Source organism: Amycolatopsis sp. NPDC051903 (assembly GCF_044452505.1).
In the GTDB taxonomy this organism is placed as follows: Bacteria; Actinomycetota; Actinomycetes; order Mycobacteriales; family Pseudonocardiaceae; genus Amycolatopsis.
The window spans coordinates 316,314-336,785 of sequence record NZ_JBITBT010000004.1 but is presented as its reverse complement, the minus strand read 5'-3'; the positions used below and the strand labels follow the sequence as shown (position 1 = coordinate 336,785).

General features: G+C 70.3%; 15 protein-coding genes and 1 pseudogene. 8 read left to right on the top strand and 8 right to left on the bottom strand.

Annotation, left to right across the window (positions count from 1 at the left end):
* Positions 1-86: 86 nt before the first annotated feature.
* On the bottom strand, positions 87-815 hold the full coding sequence (locus ACIA77_RS12540; protein ID WP_395885950.1) for an SIS domain-containing protein: 729 nt from the start codon (positions 813-815) through the stop codon (positions 87-89).
* A 111-nt stretch (positions 816-926) separates the two neighbouring features.
* Here ACIA77_RS12540 and ACIA77_RS12535 point away from each other — a divergent pair, with 111 nt between their 5' ends.
* The 4 genes from ACIA77_RS12535 to ACIA77_RS12520 all read left to right on the top strand — a co-directional run bounded on the left by ACIA77_RS12535 (position 927) and on the right by ACIA77_RS12520 (position 4,879).
* A complete protein-coding gene (locus ACIA77_RS12535; protein ID WP_395885949.1) occupies positions 927-1,619 on the top strand; it encodes an alpha/beta hydrolase in 693 nt (230 codons plus the stop codon).
* Positions 1,620-1,708: 89 nt separating this feature from the next.
* Entirely contained in the window at positions 1,709-2,968 is a 1,260-nt protein-coding gene (locus tag ACIA77_RS12530) for a class I SAM-dependent methyltransferase (RefSeq protein ID WP_395885948.1), read from the top strand.
* A 117-nt stretch (positions 2,969-3,085) separates the two neighbouring features.
* The gene (locus tag ACIA77_RS12525) at positions 3,086-4,279 is read left to right on the top strand and encodes an LCP family protein (RefSeq protein ID WP_395885947.1); all 1,194 of its coding nucleotides are present in this window, start codon (positions 3,086-3,088) and stop codon (positions 4,277-4,279) included.
* Between the two features lie 75 nt (positions 4,280-4,354).
* Positions 4,355-4,879: a GNAT family N-acetyltransferase gene (locus ACIA77_RS12520; protein ID WP_395885946.1), complete on the top strand. Its 525-nt coding sequence runs from the start codon at positions 4,355-4,357 to the stop codon at positions 4,877-4,879.
* Between the two features lie 3 nt (positions 4,880-4,882).
* Here ACIA77_RS12520 and ACIA77_RS12515 read toward each other — a convergent pair whose 3' ends face one another.
* From ACIA77_RS12515 to ACIA77_RS12485, 7 genes and pseudogenes are all read right to left on the bottom strand, one after another.
* Positions 4,883-5,344 (bottom strand): peroxiredoxin, encoded by a 462-nt coding sequence (locus ACIA77_RS12515; protein ID WP_395885945.1) that lies wholly within the window; start codon positions 5,342-5,344, stop codon positions 4,883-4,885.
* 75 nt (positions 5,345-5,419) lie between these two features.
* Positions 5,420-7,276, bottom strand: a complete 1,857-nt coding sequence (locus tag ACIA77_RS12510; RefSeq protein ID WP_395885944.1) for an EAL domain-containing protein — start codon at positions 7,274-7,276, stop codon at positions 5,420-5,422.
* A gap of 243 nt (positions 7,277-7,519) precedes the next feature.
* Positions 7,520-8,980, bottom strand: coding sequence for a cytochrome P450 (locus ACIA77_RS12505; protein WP_395885943.1), 1,461 nt, complete (start codon positions 8,978-8,980; stop codon positions 7,520-7,522).
* Positions 8,981-9,282: 302 nt separating this feature from the next.
* Entirely contained in the window at positions 9,283-10,353 is a 1,071-nt protein-coding gene (locus ACIA77_RS12500) for a ribonucleotide-diphosphate reductase subunit beta (protein WP_395885942.1), read from the bottom strand.
* 64 nt (positions 10,354-10,417) lie between these two features.
* A complete protein-coding gene (locus ACIA77_RS12495; protein ID WP_395885941.1) occupies positions 10,418-13,408 on the bottom strand; it encodes a ribonucleoside-diphosphate reductase subunit alpha in 2,991 nt (996 codons plus the stop codon).
* A gap of 248 nt (positions 13,409-13,656) precedes the next feature.
* A pseudogene (locus ACIA77_RS12490) lies at positions 13,657-14,263 on the bottom strand (acetoacetate decarboxylase family protein).
* Positions 14,260-15,099 (bottom strand): enoyl-CoA hydratase-related protein, encoded by an 840-nt coding sequence (locus ACIA77_RS12485; protein ID WP_395885940.1) that lies wholly within the window; start codon positions 15,097-15,099, stop codon positions 14,260-14,262. The pseudogene ACIA77_RS12490 and the gene ACIA77_RS12485 overlap by 4 nt, the downstream one beginning before the upstream one ends.
* Before the next feature lie 144 nt (positions 15,100-15,243).
* Here ACIA77_RS12485 and ACIA77_RS12480 point away from each other — a divergent pair, with 144 nt between their 5' ends.
* From ACIA77_RS12480 to ACIA77_RS12465, 4 genes are read left to right on the top strand one after another with little or no spacing between them, the layout of a single operon-like run.
* Positions 15,244-16,035: a TIGR03084 family metal-binding protein gene (locus ACIA77_RS12480; protein WP_395885939.1), complete on the top strand. Its 792-nt coding sequence runs from the start codon at positions 15,244-15,246 to the stop codon at positions 16,033-16,035.
* Entirely contained in the window at positions 16,032-17,726 is a 1,695-nt protein-coding gene (locus tag ACIA77_RS12475) for an acyclic terpene utilization AtuA family protein (RefSeq protein ID WP_395885938.1), read from the top strand. Before ACIA77_RS12480 ends, ACIA77_RS12475 begins: the two co-directional genes overlap by 4 nt.
* Positions 17,726-18,874: an acyl-CoA dehydrogenase family protein gene (locus ACIA77_RS12470; protein ID WP_395886202.1), complete on the top strand. Its 1,149-nt coding sequence runs from the start codon at positions 17,726-17,728 to the stop codon at positions 18,872-18,874. The genes ACIA77_RS12475 and ACIA77_RS12470 overlap by 1 nt, the downstream gene beginning before the upstream one ends.
* Complete coding sequence (locus tag ACIA77_RS12465) at positions 18,871-20,472, top strand: acyl-CoA carboxylase subunit beta (protein WP_395885937.1); 1,602 nt, start codon at positions 18,871-18,873, stop codon at positions 20,470-20,472. Before ACIA77_RS12470 ends, ACIA77_RS12465 begins: the two co-directional genes overlap by 4 nt.

The window sequence follows — 20,472 nt, the reverse complement described above, 5'->3', positions numbered from 1 at the left end:
CGCCGAAGTTAGAAGCGCGGACCCGGCCCGTCAAGACCTCCCGGGCCGGGTCCTTTTCGCTCGAAGTGCCGCGGGTTCGCGAGTCGCTACCGCAGGGCCGGCACGCGCGGGCCGTACTTGGCGAGCAGCGCCGCGTTGGCCTCGTCGCCACCCTCCACATTGGAGCTTCGCCACAGCGGGACGTCGATCCCCTCGGCGGTGCCGCGGTCGAGCACCTCCGCCAGGATCAGGTTCCACAGGAACGCGTTGACCACAGTGGACAGAGGGGCGGTGCGCGGCGCGCCGGCCGGATGGCTCGCGTCGCCGGGGACCACGAGCGAGTCGAGCACCACGGTGGCCTCTTCCACGAGCGTCGTGTCCGACCGGCGCGGCGCCGCGGCCACCGACGCGCGCGACGTCACGGCGATCACCGAGGCCCCCCGGCGCCGCGCTCCGGCGGCCAGCTCCACGGGGTAGGGGTTCACACCGGACGTCGAGAACACCACGAGCACGTCGTCCGGACCAGGAGCGCGCTCGGCCAGCACCTCCTCGGCCAGCCCGCTGCGGCGTTCGGTCTTCGTGCTCTGCTGCGCGCCGTGCAGCGGCAGCAGTTCAGGGTGGTACAGCGGGTAGACGCAGGCGAGCCCGCCGGCGCGGTAGAACGTCTCGGCGACCGCGGCGAGCGAGTGTCCGGCACCGGCGGTGAACACGAGCGCGTCGGACCGGATCACCCCCAGGACGAGGTCCGCCGCCGCCGTCAGCTGCTCGGCGTTGGCCTGCCGCGCCGCCGCGAGCTTCTCCGAGGTGCTCTTCAAGATTTCCGTGGCGCTCACCACACCTGCCCTTCGTCGCGGGTCCGGGCGCCGAATGTATCGCGTGGCCACGCTTCGTGGTGGATTAGCGTGGGCGCTGATCTTTCTCGGGCCCCGGTGACTGGGAGGCGGCAGGTGGACGGACAACCCGTCGTGTCGGTGCGGCGCGCGAGCGGCCCGGCCCGGGCGGTGGCGCTGGTGCTGCACGGCGGCGCCGAACACGGTGTGGCGCGTGTGGGCCCGTGGCGGCTCGCGTACTTGCGCATGGTGCCGCTCGCGAGGGCGCTGCACCGCGCGGGCCGCGCCCACGGGCTCGAGGTGCGCCTGGTGCGCAACCGCCGCTACGGCTGGAACGCGCCCGCCGAGGACCCCCTGGACGACGCCCGCTGGGCGCTGGAGCGCATCCGCGCCGAACACCCGGGCCTGCCGGTCGTGCTCGTCGGGCACTCGATGGGCGGGCGCGTGGTGCTGCGCGTCGCCGACGACCCCGCCGTGGTCGGCGTGTGCGCGCTCGCGCCGTGGACGCCGCCGGGCGAGCCGATCGACGCGGTGGTGGGCCGGTCCGTCGTCCTCCTGCATGGCACCCGCGACCGCATCACCTCCCCGCGCGATTCCCACGCCTTCGCCGAACGCGCCCGTGCGCTGGCCAAGCGCCTCGCGCGGTTCGAGGTCGTCGGTGACGGCCACGCGATGATCAAGCGCCCGGCGGTCTGGACCAGGTTGATGTGTGCTTTCACACTGGAAGCGATCGACGCGGGCGAAACCGACGAGACTCTCCGCCAGGCGTGGAACCGGCCCGCGGACGAGCGTTTGCGCCTTCCCGTGTGACCGGATCCGGTGCACGTGAGCAGCGCGTCCGGCGGGTGCCGGGAATACCATCACACGTGGGCCTGAAGAGCCCATCCGGAGGGAGTGTCTTGTCCACATCGAGTGTTGACCGAGCGGCGGGACCCGTCTCGCAGCCGGAGCCCGACGAATCCCGGTGGCCGGGTCTGGCCACGCCGCCGCACTCGCCGTTGCGCGCGCGGGCGGCGGAAGCGCTCTTCCGCCGTGCCGTGAAGACGCTCGACCTCCGTGTCACGTTCCCCGACGGCACCACGCTGGGCGCGGGCGGCCCGGAGTCGCCCCAGATGCGCATCCACCGGCCCGCCGCGTTCTTCCACCGCCTCGGCGCCGACGCGAAGATCGGCTTCGGCGAGTCGTACATGGTGGGGGACTGGACCGCCGACGACCTCGCGGGCGTGCTCACGCCGTTCGCCGAGAAGCTGGCCACGATCGTGCCGCCGTTCCTGCAGCGGTTCCGCCGGTTCGCCGAGCGCACGCAGCCGGCGCACGAGGAGAACACGATCGAGGGCTCGCGGTCGAACATCCACCGCCACTACGACCTGTCCAACGACCTGTTCAGCACGTTCCTCGACGAGTCGATGATGTACTCCTCGGCGCTGTTCGGCCCGGCCGACACCCTGACCCAGGCGCAGCACCGCAAGCTCGACAGCGTGCTCGACTACGCGGGTGTGCGCGCGGGCAGCCAGGTGCTCGAGATCGGCACCGGCTGGGGCGAGCTGTCGATCCGCGCGGCTTCGCGCGGCGCGAAGGTGACGTCGCTGACCATCTCGCAGGAGCAGAAGGTGCTGGCCGACGCTCGCATCGCCGAAGCGGGCCTGTCCGACCGCATCGACGTGCAGCTGTGCGACTACCGCAACGCCACCGGCGAGTACGACTCCGTGGTGAGCGTCGAGATGATCGAGGCCGTCGGCCAGTCGTACTGGCCCACGTTCTTCGCCACGATCGGCAAGCGGCTGCGCCCGGGCGGGCGGTTCGGCCTGCAGGCGATCACGATGGACCACGACCGGATGGCGGCGGCGGCCCGGTCGTACACGTGGATCCACAAGTACATCTTCCCGGGCGGCATCATCCCGTCGGTGCAGGCCATCGAGGACGGGATGCGGGACAACACCCGGCTCAAGCTCGCCGGGATGCGCGAGTTCGGCCAGGACTACGCCCGCACGCTGAAGCTGTGGCGCGAGCGGTTCCAGGCCCGGTGGGAAGACATCCGCGGGTTCGGGTTCGACGACGTGTTCCGCCGGATGTGGGAGTTCTACCTCGCTTATTCGGAGGCCGGATTCCGCTCCGGGTACCTCAAGGTTCACCAGTTCGGGTTCGCCGACCCACGCTGACCAGCACTTTTCCCCATCGGGTGAACCCACCCAGGGTGCCGCACGTCCACTCCAAGAGGGCGTGCGGTTCACTGGGCCGCACCAAATCGCCGGATTCGGGGAACGGGTGATCGACCGATGACGTACGGAGGCGACGACGGCAGGCGGCGGAGGCCGCCCCGGCCACCGCAGCCCGCCGCACGCCCGCGCCAGCACCAGCGCGCGCAGATGATGCCGCTGCCGGGAACGAGCAGCAGCCCCTACGACGACACGCGCACGAGACCGATGCGCGGTGAGGCCCCCGTGCCGCCGCCCGCGCCACCGCGGCAGGCGCCGCCCGACGTGCCACCGCAGGGCCCGTACCCCCGCCGGCGCCGCCGGTGGAGCTTCGGCAAAGTCCTGATGACGCTGATCCTGATCTTCGTGCTGTTCCTCGGCGGGATCTGGGCGTACCTGGAGTTCTCCATCAAGCGCGTCGACGCGCTGAGCGACTACGACGGCCGTCCCGCGGCCGCCTCGGGCACCAACTGGCTGATCGTCGGCTCCGACAGCCGCGACGGGCTGTCGGCCGACGACGAGGAACGGCTCGCGACGGGCGACGTCGCGGCGGCCGGCGGCGGCCAGCGGACCGACACGATCATGATCGCGCACCTCCCGGACAACGACACCAAGCCGACGCTGCTGAGCCTGCCGCGCGACTCGGAGGTCAAGATCCCGGGCCACGGCACGAGCAAGATCAACGCAGCCTTCTCGATCGGCGGGCCGTCGCTGCTGGTCAAGACCGTGGAAGGGGCCACCGGCCTGCACATCGACCACTACGCCGAGATCGGGTTCGGCGGGTTCGCCAACGTCGTCGACGCGATCGGCGGGGTCGACATGTGCGTCCCCAAGGACATGAACGACACCATGACCGGCATCGACATCAAGGCCGGCTGCCAGACGCTCGACGGCCGTGACGCCCTCGGGTTCGTCCGCATGCGCCACAGCAGCGCGACGCCGCGGTCGGACCTGGACCGGGTGGCGAACCAGCGGATGTTCATCGGCGCGCTCGTCAAGCAGATCGCGAGCCCCGGCACGTTGCTGAACCCGTTCGACTTCTTCCCGTTGCTCTCGGCGGCGCCCGACGCGCTGACGATGGACACGGGCGACCACGTGCACAACCTCGCCGGGCTGGCGATCGCGATGCGCGGTATCTCCTCCGACGGCGTGCTCACCGGCACGGTCCCGGTCACCAGCGGCTCGGCCGAGCACTGGGACAAGGCCAAGTCGGCGGCGCTGTTCGACGCGCTGAAGAACGACACCACCGTGGATCCGGCGGACGTCGTCAAGTAGCAGACAGGACCGGCCGCCGGGGCCCGCCGTGCGAAACGGCGGGCCCCGGCGCCGTTCTGCTGTCACGATGGGTGCATGGACACCCTCACCGACGGCGTGGTGACGCTCGAGCGCTGGCGTCCCGAAGACCTCGACGTGCTCGTCGCCACGGTCGCGGGGTCCCTCGAGCACGTCGGCGCGTGGCTGATCTGGGCGACGAACGGCTACGGCCCGGCCGAGGGTGAGGAGTTCCTCACCGGCGCCGCCGAGCGGTGGGCGTCGGGCGAGGGCTACGAGTACGCCATCCGCACCGCCGACGGCACGCTCGCGGGCGGCTGCGGCCTCATGCGCCGCGGCGACGGCCGGGAGATCGGCTACTGGCTCGCGCGGTCCTGCACCGGGCACGGCTACGCGACCCGCGCCACGACCCTGCTCATCGCGGAGGCCTGGCGGCTGGGCGCCCCGCACGTCACGATCTTGCACGACGAGCTCAACACCCGCAGCGGCGCCATCCCCCAGCGGCTCGGTTTCACCTTGCACCACAAGGAAGCCGCGGCCGACGCTCTCGCGCCCGCCTGCTCGGGCAACGACTGGGTGTGGCGGCTCGAGCGGCCCGCCTGAGCGTCAGGCGGCGTTCTCGCGCTCCCGCAACACCTTCAGCGCCCGGTCGGCGTGCGCGGTGAAGTTCAGCTCGCTCTTGATCACGTCCAGCACGCGCCGGTCGGTGTCGATGACGAACGTGGTGCGCTTGGTGTGCAACGGGATGAACTTGCGCCACACCCCGAACTGCTTCGCGACCACACCGTCCACATCGGACAGCAGGGGGTAGTCGAAGCCGTGGGTCTCGGAGAACAGGCGCTGCTTGACGATCTCGTCCGGGCTGATGCCGACGCGGTGGGCACCCACTTCGGCGAACTCGGCGGCCAGGTCGCGGAAGTGGCAGCTCTCGGCGGTGCACCCGCTCGTCATCGCGGCCGGGTAGAAGAACAGCACGACCGGGCCGGAGGCCAGGAAGCCGGACAGGGCGCGCTCGGCGCCCTGGTCGTCGGAGAGGGTGAAGTCGGGGGCGAGGTCGCCGGTGTCCATCGGGTCCCTTTCGGTCGGCGGGGACGGTCGGGAAGATCCTCCCCGGTCTTCGGCGCCGCCGCGCGACCGGATGGGTCAGCGCGCGTGGCGCTCGATCATTTCGTCGACTTCGTCGCCCGTCGCCGAGTCCGCGACGAACGAACCGCGCGCGGCGAGCACTCCCAGCTCCCGCAGCCGCGCGGCGTGCTCGGCGCTGCGCACGCCCTCCGCGCCGATGCGCAGCTTGAGCTCCTTGCCGCGCTCGACGAGCTGGCGGACGTGGCGCACGTCGGCTTCCGTGCCGCCGTCGGCGAGCGCGTCGATGACCGGGCCGCTGAGGATCACGTGCCGCACGGGCAGGCCGTGGCGGGGGATGAGCTCCAGGTCCGCCGAGCCGGAGATCGTGAGCACGAGCTGGGCGCCGAGGTCCGCGAGCACCGTGAACGAGTCGAGCACTTCGCCTTCGTCGGTGAACATCGACTGGCGGTCGGTGCACAGCCGCAGCGCCCGGGCCGGCAGGTCGTGGCGGTCGAGCTGTTCCTTGACCAGCATGACCAGGTCCTCGTCGGTCGCGAGGCGCTTCGGCAGCCGGATGCACACGTCCGGTGCCGCGTCGCCGTAGCGCGAGCGCCAGCGCGCCGTCGCGGCCAGCGACTCGGCGAGCAGCCACTTGCCGAGCGGGATGGTCATGCCGGTGGTCTGCGCGAGCGGGTAGAACTCGTCGGAGCCGAGCTCGCCCTTCTCCGGGTGGTTCCAGCGCAGGCCCGCGTTCACGGCCGCGATCTCGTCGGGCTTCGCGAGCTTCACGGTCGGCTGGTAGATCAGGGAGAACTCACCGTTCTCCAGCGCGCCGGCGATCACGGCGCCGAGCTGGTAGCGGCTGCGGTCCCGCGCGTCCTGGGCGGGGTCGAACAGCATCCACTGCGCCTTGCCCTGTTCCTTGGCCCGGTGCAGCGCGAGCTCCGCGGCCCGCAGCAGCTCGGCGTGACCGCCGCCGGGGCAGGCCCCCACGACGACGCCGGCGCTCGCGCTGACGCCGATGCCGTGCCCGCCGAGGTAGATCGGCTCGTTCAGGTCCTCCAGCGCGCGGTCGACGAGCGCGACCACCTTGCTGCGCGTGAGGTCTTCGCCGCGCAGCAGCACGGCGAACCCGTCGCCGGACAGCCGCGCCACGTACCCGTCGTGGTGCCCGGTGAACACGGCCGCGAGCTTGTTCGCGATCTCCTTGAGCACCTGGTCGCCGACGCCGGGGCCGAGCCCGTCGTTGATCACCTTGAAGCCGTCGATGTCGAGGTACACCAACGCGATCTCGGCGGGGTGCGGCACACCGAACGCGGCTTCGAGGCGCGTGGTGAACGCCGAGGTGTTGGGCAGGCCCGTGAGCGGGTCGTGGAGGTTCTGGTGCAGCAGCCGCTCGCCGAGCAGGTGCAGGTCGTCGGCGTCCGCGGCCATGAGCACGGGGAACTGCGTGCCGGGCCGGTCGCCGGGCAGCCACGCGAGCGTGACGTTGGTGGTGAGGCCGCCGTCCTCGCTGTGGTCGAGGTGCACGCCGCGTTCGGTGTGCCGGTCGCCGCCGGTGAGGGTCATGCGCTCGAGGCTCTCGCGCAGGCGCGTGGCGTCGTGGCCGGTGGCGGCCAGGTCGGCGAGGTGCCGGCCCTTCAACCGTTCCTGGGTGGAGCCGAGCAGCTTGGCCAGCGCGGCGTTGACCTCCACGATCTCGCCGGACGTGTCGGCGAGTGCGATCCCGATCGGCGCGGCGGAGAAGAGCGTGGTGAAGCGCAGCAAGGCGCCCTCGTGCGCCGGGGTCGCGGTGTCCACGACCTGCTGGGCGAATTCGAGCAGGAGCCGCTCCAGTTCCGCAGGCGGAAGCGTTACTCCTTTCGTGTCGGTCAGCGTCGCCGCGAACTTGCGCGCGACGTCGACCAACCCTGGCGCGGCACCAGGCTCAGGCACTCTCCACCTCTTCATGCGCGGACAAAAGCCAGCTCAGACCCGGTGCGTCGATCCACAGACCCACACTAGGTATGAGTTGGCCGTGAGTGATGCCACGGCACCACGCGCGAAACGGGGTGTCTACCGGCTGAACGAGTGATGGAACCTACACAAATGGTGACGTGATGTCACCTTGAGTGCACAAACGTGTCTTCCCCGTTCGTCCGGTTTCAGCCCCTGCTCCGCCGCCTCCCACGGCGTTGGTCAACGATATTCGAGACGCACCGGCAGTCCGTCGGCGGGGACCGGAAGCGACACGTAGTCCCAGCGTGCGGTGTAGTTTTCGGGCACGGACCAGCGGAAGGTCCGCAGCATCTCGTGCATGAGCGCCTTCACCTCGAGCGAACCGAAGTGCAGGCCGATGCACTTGTGCGCGCCGCCGCCGAAGGGCATCCACGCGAACCGGTGCGACTTGTCCTCGCGCCGCGGCTCCGCGAACCGCTCGGGGTCGAAGCGCAGCGGGTCGGTCCAGCACTCCGGCGTGAAGTGGTTGAGCGTGGGGGACACGCCGAGCAGCGTGCCCGCCGGCAGGTAGTGCCCGAGCACCTCGGTGTCCTTGGTCGTCTTGCGGGCCAGCGACGGTACCGGCGCCCGCAGCCGCAGCGACTCCTTCATCACGAGGTCGAGCGTCTCGAGGCTTTCGAGCGCCTCGATGTCCGGCACGTCGTCGCCGAGGGCGAGCGACTCCGCGCGGGCGCGCTCCTGCCACTCCGGGTGCTTGGCCAGGTAGTAGGCCATGGCGCTGCTGGTGATGGTCGTGGTGTCGTGCGCGGCCATCATCAGGAAGATCATGTGGTTGACGATGTCCGCATCGGTGAACCGGTCGCCGTCCTCGTCGGTGGCGGTGCACAGTGCCGCGAACAGGTCGTCGCCGCCCGCGCGCCGCTTCTCCGGCAGGGTTTCGCCGAAGTAGCGCTCCAGCAGCCGCCGCCCGCGCAGGCCCGCGGACCAGCGCCCGCCCGGCACCGGGTAGCGCACGATCGCCGTGCCCGCGCGGACGGTGCTGACGAACGCGCGGTTGATCCGCATCGCGTCACCGGGGGAGCGCATGTCCATGAACACGCGCGTGGCGACGTCGAGCGTCAGCTGCTTGAGCGCCCAGTACAGCCGCGGCCGCGTGCCGCCGGGCCAGGCCTCGATCCCCGCGCGCAGGGCCGGGCCCATCTGCCCGACGTAGCCCACGAGCCGCTCACGCGTGAACGCGCTCTGCATGATCCGCCGGTGCAGGTGGTGCTCGCCGAAGTCGAGCAGCATGAGGCCGCGGTCGAAGAACTTCTCGATGAAGAACTTCCAGCCCTCCTGCGAGAAGGCCTTGTCCTTGTTGACGAGCGCGATCTGCGTCGCCTCCGGGCCGGACAGCGACACGATCCGCCGGCCGAACCCGCCCATCCACGAGACGGGGCCGTACTTCTCGTAGCGGCGGAGGCTGAAGTCCAGGCCGAAGCGCATCATCTCGAGCGCGTGCCCGACCACGGGCGGGCCGTCGTCACCGAGCACGGGCTTGAGACCACTGCCGGCGGGCGGCGCCGCGAGCTCCCGGACGGGGTAGGTCGCCGACTGCCACCGGCGGTCCACCGTGCGGGGCAAGGGCATCGACGTCAGCGGTGGTACGCGCTCACGCAGGCTCTCGGCGACTTTCCCGACCTTCGTTGCCGCGCTCGTCATGGCGACCCAACCTTCGCTGGCGGAACCGGTGCACCTCCCACCGTGCTCCCTTGTTGACCGAATGACAACACCCGTGGCTCGATCCATCCGGGTGATCCTTGCCCTGCCACGGGATCTGCCGCGGATCGGTGAACGCGGTCTGATCGGAACAGCCGGCTCGCCGAGCACCACGCGAGAGCCGCATCGGTCAGGTGGGCGCGTCGTTTCCCGGTTGCCTCACCGGAGCAGAGCCGGAACGAACTCGGCCACGCACTGGCGAACCAGTGGCGTGGCCGAGTCCTGGGCGTGCCCCGGAGCGCGGGTCAGTCCCAGTCGAGGGCGCCGCCGGACTGGTACTCGATGACGCGGGTCTCGAAGAAGTTCTTCTCCTTCTTCAGGTCCATCGCCTCCGACATCCACGGGAACGGGTTCTCCGCCTCCCCGAAGATCGGCGCGAGGCCGATCTGCTGGGCGCGCCGGTCGGTGATGAAGTGCATGTACTGCTCGCACAGCTGCGCCGAGAGGCCCAGCATGCCGCGCGGCATGGTGTCGCGCGCGTAGGCGACCTCGAGCTCGCACGCCTCCTGCAGCATCCCGCGCACCTCGGCCTGGAACTCGTCCGTCCACAGGTGCGGGTTCTCGATCTTGATCTGGTTGATGCAGTCGATGCCGAAGTTCAGGTGGATCGACTCGTCGCGCAGGATGTACTGGTACTGCTCGGCGATGCCGACCATCTTGTTGCGCCGGCCGAGCGACAGGATCTGCGCGAAGCCGGTGTAGAACCACATGCCCTCGAAGATCACGTAGAACGCCACGAGGTCGCGCAGGAACGCCTGGTCGGCCTCCGGCGTGCCGGTCTCGAAGTCCGGGTCCTCCAGGTGCTGCGTGTACTTCAGCGCCCACGCGTCCTTGTCCGAAATGGACGGCACCTCGCGGTACATGTTGAACAGCTCGCCCTCGACCAGGCCGAGGCTTTCGCAGATGTACTGGAAGGTGTGCGTGTGCACGGCCTCCTCGAACGCCTGGCGCAGCAGGTACTGGCGGCACTCGGGGTTGGTGATCTGGCGGTACACCGCGAGCACGATGTTGTTGGCCACCAAGGACTCCGCCGTGGCGAAGAAGCCCAGGTTGCGCTTGAGCATCTGGCGCTCGTCTTCGGTCAGCCCGTCGGGCGACTTCCACAGCGCGATGTCGGCCTGCATGGCGACCTCGGTCGGCATCCAGTGGTTGTTGCACGCCGCGAGGTACTTGTCCCACGCCCAGCGGTACTTCATGGGCAGCAGCTGGTTCACGTCGGCGCGCGCGTTGATCATGCGCTTGTCGTCGACGTTGATCCGGGCCGCGCCGACCTCGATCTCGCCGAGGCCGGTGGCCGTGGTCTCCACGTTGGTCATCAGAAATGGCTCCAAGGAATGCCGCGGGTGGCGGTGCGCGGGAGCACCGCCACCCGCGAGGGGGTCACTGGCAGGCTTCGCAGTCCGGGTCGTCGATGCGGCAGGCCGCGCCCTCGGTGGCGACGAAGTCGACGTCCTCGACCTTCGGCAGCTCCTGGGGCTCCGGCTTCGCGGCCGGCGGGGTCGCGGGGACCGCGGCGGACGGCGAGGGCGACGCAGCCGGGACAGCTGCAGCCGGGCTCGCGGGGACAGCCGCCGACGGCGACGGCGAAGGCGAAGCAGCCGGAGCGGCCGCGGCCGGAGCGGCGGACACCGCGTTGAGCTTGCCGTCCGTGCCGCGCAGGGTGCTCTTCTCCACGTGCGTCGCGGACTGCGCCCGCAGGTAGTACGTGGTCTTGAGGCCCTTGTGCCACGCGTAGCGGTACAGGTTGTCGAGCTTGCGCCCGCTCGGCGCCGCGATGTACAGGTTCAGCGACTGCGCCTGGTCGATCCACTTCTGGCGCCGCGAACCGGCGTCCACCAGCCACTTCGACTCGATCTCGAACGCCGTGGCGTACAGCGCCTTCAGGTCGTCCGGCACGCGGTCGATCTGGCCGAGGCTGCCGTCGAAGTACTTCAGGTCGCTCACCATGACCTCGTCCCACAGGCCGCGCGCCTTGAGCGAGCGGACCAGGTGCGGGTTCACCACGGTGAAGTCGCCCGACATGTTCGACTTCACGTACAGGTTCTGGAACAGCGGCTCGATCGACTGGCCCACGCCGCAGATGTTGGAGATCGTCGCGGTCGGCGCGATCGCCATCACGTTGGAGTTGCGCATGCCGACGGTCTTCACGCGCTCGCGCAGCGGCGCCCAGTCGAGTGTGGTGGAGGTGTCGACGTCGAGGGCGTCGCCCTGGCGCGCGTCGATCAGCAGCTGCATCGAGTCGATCGGCAGCACGCCGCGGCTCCACAGCGAACCCTCGAACGACTGGTACGCGCCGCGCTCCTCGGCGAGGTCGGTCGAGGCCGAGATCGCGTAGTAGGAGATGTGCTCCATGCTCTCGTCGGCGAACTGCACGGCCGCCTCCGACGACAGCGGCAGGCCCAGCTCGAACAGCGCGTCCTGGAAACCCATCAGCCCCAGCCCGATCGGGCGGTGGCGCAGGTTGGAGCGGCGCGCCTCCGGGATCGTGTAGAAGTTGATGTCGATCACGTTGTCGAGCATCCGCACGGCGGTGCGCACGGTCTTCTCGAGCCGCTTCGTGTCGAGACCCTCGGGCGTCACGTGCTTGAGCAGGTTGACCGAGCCGAGGTTGCAGACCGCGACCTCGTCGGTGCTGGTGTTCAGCGTGATCTCGGTGCACAGGTTCGAGGAGTGCACCACGCCGCTGTGCTGCTGCGGCGAACGCAGGTTGCACGGGTCCTTGAACGTGATCCAGGGGTGGCCGGTCTCGAACAGCATGGTCAGCATGCGGCGCCACAGTTCGACCGCGCGCACGCGCCGGAACACCTTGATCTCGCCGCGGTCGGCGGCGGCCTCGTACTCGCGGTAGCGCTCGGCGAACGCGGTGCCGTAGAGGTCGTGCAGGTCCGGCGTCTCGTTCGGCGAGAACAGCGTCCACTGCGCGTCGGCCTCGACGCGGCGCAGGAACTCGTCCGGCACCCAGTTGGCCGTGTTCATGTCGTGCGTGCGGCGGCGGTCGTCACCGGTGTTCTTGCGCAGGTCGAGGAATTCCTCGATGTCCACGTGCCAGGTCTCGAGGTACGCGCACGCCGCGCCCTTGCGCTTGCCGCCCTGGTTCACGGCGACCGCGGTGTCGTTGGCGATCTTGAGGAACGGCACGACCCCCTGCGACTGGCCGTTGGTGCCCTTGATGTGGGCACCGAGGCCGCGGACCGGGGTCCAGTCGTTGCCGAGCCCGCCCGAGTACTTGGCCAGCAGCGCGTTGTTCTTGTACGCCTGGAAGATGGAGTCCAGGTCGTCGTCCACAGTGGTCAGGAAGCACGAGGACAGCTGCGGGCGCGTGGTGCCCGAGTTGAACAGCGTCGGGGTGCTGGCCATGAAGTGGAACGTGGAGAGCAGCTCGTAGAACTCGATCGCGCGGCCCTCGCGGTCGTCCTCGCGGATCGCCAGGCCCATGGCCACGCGCATGAAGAACGCCTGCGGCAGCTCGAAGCGCACGCCGTCGTGGTGCTGGAAGTACCGGTCGTACAGGGTCTGCAAGCCGAGGAAACCGAAGTCGAGGTCGCGCTCGGGGCGGATCGCGGCGGTGATCCGGTCGAGGTCGAAGGTCTGCAGCTGCCCGTCGACGAGTTCGAGCTCGATCGCGCGGCGCAGGTAGGAGCGGAAGTACCGGGGGTACTCGCCGGCCATCTCGTCCTGGCTGGCCTGGCGCGGCGAGCCGGCGAGGTAGCTCAGCGCTTCGCCGCGCAGCTTGTCCAGCAGCAGCCGGGCGCTCACGTACGAGTAGTTCGGCTCCTGCTCCACGAGCACGCGGGCGGCCATGATCTGCGCGAGGGCGAGCTCGTCGGAGCTGATGCCGTCGTAGAGGTTGCGCTTGGCCTCGGCCAGCACCGGCTCGGCGGACACGTCGTCGAGCCCGGCCACGGCCTCGCCCACGACGTGGGACACGCGGGCCCAGTCGAGGGGGCGCAGCGCGCCGTCGGCGGCCTTCACGCTGATCGCGGCCTCGGCGGGCGCGGGCGTGGTGGCCTCGCGCGCCTTGGCGCGCTCCTCGCGGTAGAGCACGTAGGCGCGGGCGACCTTGTGGTGCTCGCCGCGCATGAGGGCCAGTTCGACGAGGTCCTGGATCTGCTCGATGTGCAGTGCGGGCTCGGGGCCGGCGTGGCGCAGCAGGGATGCCTCGACCTGCTCGGTCAGCTCGGCGACGACGTGGTGCACGCGCGACGACGCGGCGGCGTCGCCGCCCTCGACGGCGAGGAAGGCCTTCGTGAGCGCCACGCTGATCTTGCCGGCGTCGAACGGCGAGACGCTGCCGTCCCGCCGGATCACGCGAACCGCGCTCGGTGCCGGGTCCGCCGACGACGGCGGACGCTGACCGGTCTCCACTGACATGCGTGTCTCCAACAGTGTCTTCGAAAAATGGGCGCGTTCGATCGGCACACGACCTGACGAGGCCGTGCGCTGCTGCTTCTCAAAACTGTCCGGCCGCCCTTCCCGAGCGGTCTCCCCGTCGCTGGGGGTGGCCGGTTCTCAGAGACTACATGTAGGGGTGTGGCCCTGCACGTGCCCCAAGGGGTGGCGTGTCGCGGCCTCACCCTCGCGGGTTAGGTGATCACTCAGAGCGCCTGCTCGGAGCGGGTTCAGCCCCCGAAGACGAGCGCGAAATCGCGCAGCTGAGCGCTCACGATCGGGCGACGGCCGGCGAGGAACCCGAGCGCGCCGGACGGGTTGATCGACCAGTCCGCGGCCGGCCGCGTGCAGCTTCGCGCGCGACGAGACGGGGCTGCGCTTGAGCCGGCCGTCGAGCGTCTGCGCGATCTCGAACCGGGTCGGCAGCGCGGCCGGCAGCCCGGCGCGGCGCGAAAACGCGGCTGTGGCGATCCAGTCGCCGGCCGTGGCCGCGGCGGCGGTGAACGTGCGGTCCCCGGTGTAGTCCAGCGTCGCCAGGTCCTTCGGGATGCCCCACAGCTCGCGCCCGCCCGTGAGCGAGGCCGGGCTGTCGACCCAGATGTCGGTGATCGACGCGGCGAGTCCGCCGCGGATCGCCGTGGCGCACAGGAGTTCGTGGTAGCTCAGCTGTCCGGGCGCGCGGTAGTCGAACCACGCGGTGACGACCGGCGTGTGCCCGCCGGCGACGAGCGGTTCGGCCCCTTCGGGCAGTTTCGGCAGTTCGGCCACGGGCAGCAGCCACACCGACAGGTACGCCTGCCCGGCGAGGTGCCACGGTTCGGGCGGGTAGTCCGTCATTCCTCGATCCAGGGCAGGTAGGGCGGCAGGTCGTCGGTGACGCGCAGGGTGAACTCCGGTGGGCGCTTCTGCAGGAACGACAGCACACCCTCGACGGAGTCGGGGTTCGTGGCCAGTCCGCCGATGAGCTTCGAATCCAGCTCGTGCACCTCGAACGGCGACGGCGCGGACGCCATGCGGTACAGCAGCTGCCGCGTGACCGCGACCGACACCGGCGCGGTCGTCTCGACGATCTCGCGCGCCAGCTCGTACGCCTTGTCCAGCACGGCTTCCGGCGGGTGGACGCTGTGGACGAGGCCGTGGCGAAGGGCTTCCCCGGGCCCGAACACGCGCCCGCTCACCATCCAGTCGATCGCGGTGCCCATCCCGACGAGCCGCGGGAGGAACCACGCGGACGCGCCCTCGGGGTAGATTCCGCGCCGCGTGAACACGAACCCGAACTTCGAGTCCTCGGACGCGAGCCGGTAGTCGCACGACAGCGTGATCGTCAGCCCGCCGCCCACCGACGCCCCGCGCAGCGCGGCGATCACGGGCTTGTTCATCGTGAAGATCCGCTTCGAGCACCGCCCGGCCGGCTCCTGCCACCCGTCGGGCGGGCCGTCGCCGAGCTTGAAGTCGAACCCGCCCTCGGACAGGTCCGCGCCGACGGAGAAGTCCTTGCCCTCGCCCGTCAGCACCACCACCCGCACGTTCTCGTCGCGGTCCGCGCGGTCCACGGCGTCGTTGAGCTCGTCGGCCATCCGCACGGTGTAGCCGTTGCGTGCCTGGGGCCGGTTGAGCTTCACCGTCGCGACGCGCTCGGCGACCTCGTAGGTGATGTCCGCGTAGGAGCTCATGGGACTGAACGGTAGGACAACCGGGGACTACTGGCAATGTGTCAATAGTGGTCCGGAACCCGTCCGGAGAAAACAATCAGGCGCGCTTGATTTTTCCGTACCGGGAGTGCCAGGCTGGGCCACAGGGACGCAAGGAGGCGCAGGATGGCTGATCTCGGCGTGATCCTCGGGGATCTGGCAGCCGAATCGCAGACGATCGACGACGTGGTGGCCGGCCTGTCGGCCGAGGGGTGGGCGCGGCCGACGCCCGCGGAGGGCTGGACGGTCGCCCACCAGATCGCCCACCTCGCGTGGACGGACGGCAAGGCGCTGATCTCCGCGGCGCACCCCGAGCAGTGGCAGGCCGAAGTGGAAAGCCTGCTGAGTGTGGGGGAGAACTACGTCGATCTCGCGGCCGAGGAAGGCGCCGCTGTGCCGAAGGACCAGCTGCTCGACCAGTGGCGCACGGGCCGCCGGGAGCTGGCCGAGGCGCTCGCCGCCGTGCCGGAGGGGCAGAAGCTGCCGTGGTACGGGCCGCCGATGAGTGCCGCGTCGATGGCGACCGCGCGGATGATGGAGACGTGGGCGCACGGCCAAGACGTGGTCGACGCGCTCGGCGTGACCCGCGAGCCCACCGCCCGGCTGTGGCACATCGCGCGCTTCGGCACGCGCACCCGCGACTTCGCCTACAAGCTCAACTCCCTCGCCCCGCCGACCGAGGAGTTCCGCGTCGAACTCGCCGCACCCGACGGCACCACGTGGGCGTTCGGCCCTGAGGATGCCGAGCAGCGCCTCACCGGCAGCGCCGTCGACTTCTGCCTCGTGATCACGCGCCGGCGTCACCACGCCGACACCGACCTCGTCGCCACCGGCGCCGACGTCGAGGAGTGGCTGGGCATCGCGCAAGCCTTCGCCGGTCCGCCCGGGGAAGGCCGGAAGCCGGGGCAGTTCGCATGACCACTCCGATCAGGATCGGCAACGCGTCGGGCTTCTACGGCGACCGCTTCTCGGCCGTGCGCGAGATGCTCACCGGCGGCCCGCTCGACGTGCTCACCGGTGACTACCTCGCCGAGCTGACCATGCTCATCCTCGGCCGCGACCGGATGAAGGATCCCGAACGCGGTTACGCCAAGACGTTCCTGCGCCAGATGGAGGAGAACCTCGCACTGGCCAAGGAAAAGGACGTGAAGATCGTCGCCAACGCCGGAGGCCTCAACCCGGCTGGGCTGGCGAAGGCGCTGCGTGAGCTGGCGCAGAAGCTGAACGTCGACGTCACCATCGCCCACGTGGAAGGCGACGATCTGATCGGGCGCGCCGGCGAGCTCGGGTTCGGAAAGCCGCTGACGGCCAACGCCTACCTCGGTGCGTGGGGCATCGTCGAATGCTTGAACGCCGGCGCCGACGTGGTCGTCACCGGCCGGGTCACCGACGCGTCGGTGATCGTCGGGCCCGCTGCCGCGCACTTCGGCTGGGGGCGCGAGGACTACGACGCGCTGGCCGGCGCCGTCGCGGCCGGGCACGTGATCGAATGCGGCGCGCAGGCGACCGGCGGCAACTACGCGTTCTTCCGCGAGCAGCCCATCGGCGTGCCGGGCTTCCCGATCGCCGAGATCCACGCCGACGGCTCCAGCGTCATCACCAAGCACCCGGGCACCGGCGGGGTCGTGAACACCGGCACCGTCACCGCGCAGCTGCTGTACGAGATCACCGGCGCGCGGTACGCGAACCCCGACGTCACCACGCGTTTCGACACGCTGCGGCTCACGCCGGACGGTCCCGACCGCGTGCGCATCAGCGGCGTCACCGGTGAAGCCCCGCCGCCGACGCTCAAGGTGGCGCTCAACCGCCTCGGCGGGTTCCGCAACGAGACGACGTTCGTCCTCACAGGACTCGACGTGGCGGAGAAGGCCGCGCTCGTGCGTGAGCAGCTGGAGACGGCTCTCGAACGCAAGCCGCCGGCGGAGGTGCGCTGGACGCTGGCGCGCACCGACCACGTCGACGCCGACACCGAAGAACAGGCCAGTGCGCTGCTGCACGTGGCGGTCAAGGACGCCGATCCGAAGATCGCGGGCCGCGCGTTCAGCGGGGCCGCGGTGGAGCTGGCGCTGGCGAGCTACCCCGGTTTCCACGTCACCGCGCCGCCTTCGGACGCTTCGCCGTATGGCGTGTACTCGGCCGCCTATGTGGATTCCGGTGAAGTACCGCACGTCGCCGTGCTGGGCGACGGTCGACGTGTCGACATCGCACCGTCCACGAAGACCCTCGCGCTGACCGAAGTGGACGAGCCCGCGCTGCCCGAGCCGCTGCCCGAGGGCCCGGTGCGGCGCGTCCCGCTCGGGCACGTGCTCGGCGCTCGCAGCGGCGACAAGGGTGGCAGCGCCAACCTCGGCGTGTGGGTGCGCTCCGAAGAGGCGTGGCGGTGGCTCGTGCACCGGCTGACGGTCGCGGAGTTCCGCCTGCTGCTGCCCGAGACGGCCGAACTGCCGGTGACGCGGTACCTGCTGCCGAACCTGTGGGCGATGAACTTCGTCGTCGAGGGCATCCTCGGTGAGGGTGTGGCGTCGCAGGCGCGGTTCGACCCGCAGGCCAAGGCCTTCGGCGAATGGCTGCGGGCGCGCGAGATCGACGTGCCGGAGGCGCTGCTGTGATCGTGGACCCGTTCGCGACGCCCGAGCGCAAAGAACTGCGCGCGACCGTGCGCCGGTTCGTCGAGAAGGACGTGCTGCCGCACCTCGACGAATGGGAACGCGCGGGTGAGCTGCCGCGCGAACTGCACCGCAAGGCCGGTGACCTCGGCCTGCTCGGCGTCGCGTTCCCCGACTCCGTGGGCGGCGGCGACGGCAACTACCTCGACGCGCTCGTGGTCGCCGAGGAGATGCACTACGCCGGCGGTTCCGGTGGGCTGTTCGCCTCGCTGTTCACGTGCGGCATCGCGGTCCCGCACCTCGCCGAGGCCGGCGATCCGGTGCAGATCGAGCGCTGGGTGCGCCCGACGCTGGCCGGTACCAAGATCGGTTCGCTCGCCGTGACCGAACCCGACGGCGGCTCCGACGTCGCGGGCCTGCGCACCACCGCCGTGCGCGAGGGCGACGAGTACGTGGTCAACGGAGCCAAGACGTTCATCACCTCCGGCTGCCGTGCCGACTTCGTGACCACTGTGGTCCGCACGGGTGGCGAGGGTGCGCACGGTCTTTCGCTGCTCGTCGTCGAACGTGGCACACCCGGGTTCACCGTGTCGCGCAAGCTGGAGAAGATGGGCTGGGCCTGCTCCGACACCGCCGAACTGTCCTACGTGGACGTCCGCGTGCCGGCCGAGAACCTCGTGGGCGCCGAGAACAGCGGCTTCGCGCAAGTGGCCACGCAGTTCGTGACCGAGCGGCTGTCGCTCGCGGTGCAGGCCTACGCGCACGCGCAGCGGGCGCTCGACCTCACGCTCGGCTGGTGCCGGCCGCGCGAGACGTTCGGCCGTCCCCTCATCTCGCGCCAGGTCGTGCAGCACAAGCTCACCGAGATGGCCCGGCGCGTGGACGTGGCGCGCACGTACGCGCGCCAGACCGCCGTGCGGCACGTCTCCGGCGAAGAGGTGATCGCCGAAGCCTGTTTCGCCAAGAACACCGCTGTCGAAGCGGCCGAATGGGTCGTGAACGAGGCCGTGCAGCTGCACGGCGGGTTCGGCTACATGCGTGAGTCCGAAGTGGAGCGGCACTACCGCGACGTCCGCATCCTCGGCATCGGCGGTGGCACCACCGAGATCCTCACCGGCCTGGCCGCGAAGCGATTGGGATACACCACATGACCACACTGAGGACCGGAGTGGACACTCGCGCGGGCGAGTTCTCCGCGAACCGGGAGGCGATGCTCGAGAAGCTCGCCGAGATCGACGCCGAGCAGGCCAAGGCCGTCGCCGGCGGCGGTGAGAAGTACGTGGAGCGCCACCGCAAGCGCGGCAAGCTCCTGGCCCGCGAGCGGATCGAGCTGCTGCTCGACGAGGACTCGCCGTTCCTGGAACTGTCACCACTGGCAGCGTGGGGCTCGGACTACCGCGTCGGCGCGAGCGTGGTCACCGGCATCGGCGTGGTCGAGGGCGTGGAGTGCCTGATCTCCGCGAGCGACCCGACGGTCAAGGGCGGCGCGAGCAACCCGTGGACCACGAAGAAGTCGTTCCGCGCGGCCGACATCGCGGCGCAGAACCGGCTGCCGGTGATCAACCTCGTCGAGTCGGGTGGCGCGGACCTGCCGACGCAGAAGGAGATCTTCATCCCCGGCGGCCGGATCTTCCGCGACCTCACGCGCTCGTCGGCGGCCAAGGTGCCGACCGTAGCTTTGGTCTTCGGCAACTCGACCGCCGGCGGCGCGTACCTGCCGGGCATGTCCGACTACGTGGTGATGGTCAAGGAACGCGCGAAGGTGTTCCTCGGCGGCCCGCCGCTGGTGAAGATGGCGACCGGCGAGGAGTCCGACGACGAATCGCTGGGCGGCGCCGAGATGCACGCCCGCACCTCGGGCCTGGCCGATTACCTCGCGGTTGACGAACAGGACGCGATCCGGCTGGGCCGCAGCATCATCAAACGGCTCAACTGGCACAAGCAGGGCCCGGCGCCGAAGCTCGATTACGCCGAGCCGCTGTTCGACCCCGACGACCTGCTCGGCGTCGTGCCGAGCGACCTCAAGGTGCCCTTCGACCCGCGCGAGGTCATCGCCCGCGTGGTCGACGGCTCCGACTTCGACGAGTTCAAGCCGCTCTACGGCTCGAGCCTGGTCACCGGCTGGGCGACCATCCACGGTTACCCGGTTGGGATCCTCGCCAACGCCCGTGGCGTGCTGTTCAGCGAGGAGTCGCAGAAGGCCGCGCAGTTCATCCAGCTGGCCAACCAGATCGACACGCCGCTGGTGTTCCTGCACAACACCACGGGTTACATGGTCGGCAAGGAGTACGAGCAGGGCGGCATCATCAAGCACGGCGCGATGATGATCAACGCGGTGTCGAACTCGAAGGTGCCGCACCTGTCCGTCCTCATGGGAGCGTCCTACGGCGCCGGGCACTACGGGATGTGCGGGCGCGCCTACGACCCGCGGTTCCTGTTCGCGTGGCCGAGCGCGAAGTCGGCCGTGATGGGCCCGGCGCAGCTGGCCGGGGTGCTGTCCATCGTGGCCCGCGCGGCGGCGGCGAGCCGCGGGCAGGAGTACAGCGAGGAGAACGACGCGGCGATGCGGGCGATGGTCGAGAACCAGATCGAGGCCGAGTCGATGCCGATGTTCCTGTCGGGCATGCTCTACGACGACGGCATCATCGACCCGCGCGACACGCGCACCGTGCTCGGGCTGAGCCTGTCGGCGATCCACAACGGACCAGTGAAGGGCGCCGACGGTGGTTTCGGCGTCTTCCGGATGTAG